3 protein-coding genes are annotated in these 2,175 nt (G+C 67.9%); 1 reads left to right on the forward strand and 2 read right to left on the reverse strand.

Features of this window, described 5'->3' with window-relative positions; translation table 11 throughout:
• Together trpS and DLJ59_RS36695 are read right to left on the reverse strand one after the other, a co-directional pair.
• The coding region (trpS, locus tag DLJ59_RS26335; RefSeq protein ID WP_124775538.1) for a tryptophan--tRNA ligase at nt 1-835 on the reverse strand (835 nt) is incomplete at its 3' end.
• An 85-nt stretch (nt 836-920) separates the two neighbouring features.
• On the reverse strand, nt 921-1,097 hold the full coding sequence (locus tag DLJ59_RS36695) for a hypothetical protein (RefSeq protein WP_167493896.1): 177 nt from the start codon (nt 1,095-1,097) through the stop codon (nt 921-923).
• A 101-nt stretch (nt 1,098-1,198) separates the two neighbouring features.
• Here DLJ59_RS36695 and DLJ59_RS26340 point away from each other — a divergent pair, with 101 nt between their 5' ends.
• Nucleotides 1,199-1,453, forward strand: a complete 255-nt coding sequence (locus tag DLJ59_RS26340) for an SCO4848 family membrane protein (RefSeq protein ID WP_124775540.1) — start codon at nt 1,199-1,201, stop codon at nt 1,451-1,453.
• Nucleotides 1,454-2,175 lie beyond the last annotated feature (722 nt).

Below are 2,175 nucleotides of genomic sequence, written 5' to 3' on the forward strand. Positions count from 1 at the left end.
CGATCAGCCGCTCCGTGACCTCCACGTCGCCCACCCGCCCGGCCCGGTAGCGCCGGGCCAGGTCGGCGACCTCGTCGCGGTCCGGATTGAAAACCTCGTGGTACGCGAACACCGGGTTGCCCTCCACCGTGCCCGGCACGTCGGCCCGCACCCGGTTCGGGTCGGTGTACATGCCGAGCACCTTGCGACGCACCGTCGCCGCGTCGTCGGAGAGCGCGATCGTGTTGCCCCGGCTCTTGCTCATCTTGGCCGCGCCGTCGGTGCCCACCAGGCTCGGCGTGTCCGCCGGGATCAGCTCGGGCACCGGGAAGACCGGGCCGTACAGGTGGTTGAAGCGACGGGCGATCTCCCTGGTCACCTCGACGTGTGCGGCGTTGTCCCGGCCGACCGGGACCACCTCCCCCTTGACGCAGAGGATGTCCGCGGCCTGGAGCACCGGGTAACCCAGCAGCCCGTACGGCATCTCCTCCTTGCCGGCGTCGCGGGCCATGTCCTTGAGCGAGGGCACCCGTTCCAGCCGGGGAACGGTCACCAGGTTCTGCAAGAGGGTGTTGAGTTCGCCGACCTCTCCGATGGCCGACTGGAGGTAGAAGATGGCCCGGTCCGGGTCGACCCCGGCGGCGAGGATGTCGGTCACCATCTCGCGGGCGTTGCCGGAGACCTGGTCGATGTCCTCCCGGCGGTTGCGAGTGGTGAGCATGTGCAGGTCGGCGATGATGAAGAAGCTCTCGTAACGCCGGTGCAGCCGTACCCGGTTGGCGATGCTGCCGACGTAGTGGCCGAGGTGCAGGCGGCCGGTGGGCCGGTCGCCGGTGAGCATTCGTGCGACGGACATGGTGGTGCCTCTCGTTATCCGAAGGTGGGTCACGCGTGGGCGCGCGTCGAGCAGGGCTCAGCCCTGCTCGGTCAGCGGGATCGGCTCAGCGAGCCGTCCGCCATCGCGCGCCGGCGCGGAACCGCAGACCACCGGCACGGAGGACGTTCAGAAGTTGCTCACGGCCATCGGCGGAGCTGGTCGGGATCGTGGGCACGGCACCGAGGAAGAGACCGTCGACCAGGTCGACAGCCTCGGATGCGCAGTTGCCCGTCCGGACCACGGCGTCAGATTACCCGCGGGCCGTCCCCCTTGAGGGGCGGCGGAGCATTCGCGTTTGCGCCGCCGGCCCGGTGAGCAGGTGCGCTGGCATACTCGGCTGCCATGGTGCTGTCGCGAGGTTGGAGTCTCTTCCTGGTCGGAGTCGGCGTCTGGACCTGGGTGATCTGGCCGAGGTTCGCGGTGGCCATCTGGCAGGACCCGCGGTCCTGGGCGTCCGGCACGGTGGCCGAGGGCGCGGCGACCAGCTTCCTGTGGGTGCACGCGTTGCTGATCGCCGCGTCCCTGGCAATCGGCACCACAGCGGGCGTCCTCGGTGTCCGGGCCTGGCTCGCCGCTCGACGACGACAGACGCCCTGATTGCCGTCGCCGCTCCTGCGGATCAGGCCCGTCCGTGGGCCTGCTGCCGATGGTCGGCGAACCCCCGTTGCCACCTGACCGGTCCTGACCTGCGAAAACGTTCCGGGAGTGCGAATGTGACGCGCGCCGCTACCCGTGGATTTGACGATCAAACCCGCAGACGCGTAACTTTCTCTCTGCCAGCGCGGAACGGGGCAAACGGGACGAAGGTCCTGGAGCACCGGAACGGGATGGCAACCGGGTCAAGCAGGGGTTCGCTCCTGCCGGACACGGTCCGGGCGGGGCTTGCCGGATCGGCCGCGAGGCGGATTTGGTGCGGCGAAGCCGACCGGGTAAGGTTCACGACCGGCAGGGAACCGGGCGAGACTGCGGGAAGCCGCAGCGGCCGGTCTGCCGAATCCGACGACCTGACGCAGCGGTTCGCTGCTGCGTGAGTGCGCCGGCGCTGACCCGTACGAAGCATGACAGACCGGGACACACGGTTTGACACGGCGAAGACGGTGAGGTAACGTAGTAAAAGTGCCCGGCGCGAGAGCGGCGGGGACACAGAACGAAAAGCCCCGGTTGGGGTTCCGCTGAGGTGGGGCTTCTGGTCGGTGTGTGGTTGTTCTTTGAGAACTCAACAGGGTGCTTGTAAAGCCAGTGCCAATTATGATTTATACCCCGGACTGGTCAGTTTTTGCTGGCTGGTTGGGATTCCTTTGGCAACATTTGTTTGTTGC

This window comes from Micromonospora inaquosa (assembly GCF_003857055.1).
Lineage (GTDB): Bacteria > Actinomycetota > Actinomycetes > Mycobacteriales > Micromonosporaceae > Micromonospora > Micromonospora inaquosa.

What these genes read in the sequence shown, in the direction of transcription:
- DLJ59_RS26340 (WP_124775540.1), top strand. Translation starts at nt 1,199, where the DNA reads ATGGTGCTGTCGCGAGGTTGGAGTCTCTTCCTGGTCGGAGTCGGCGTC.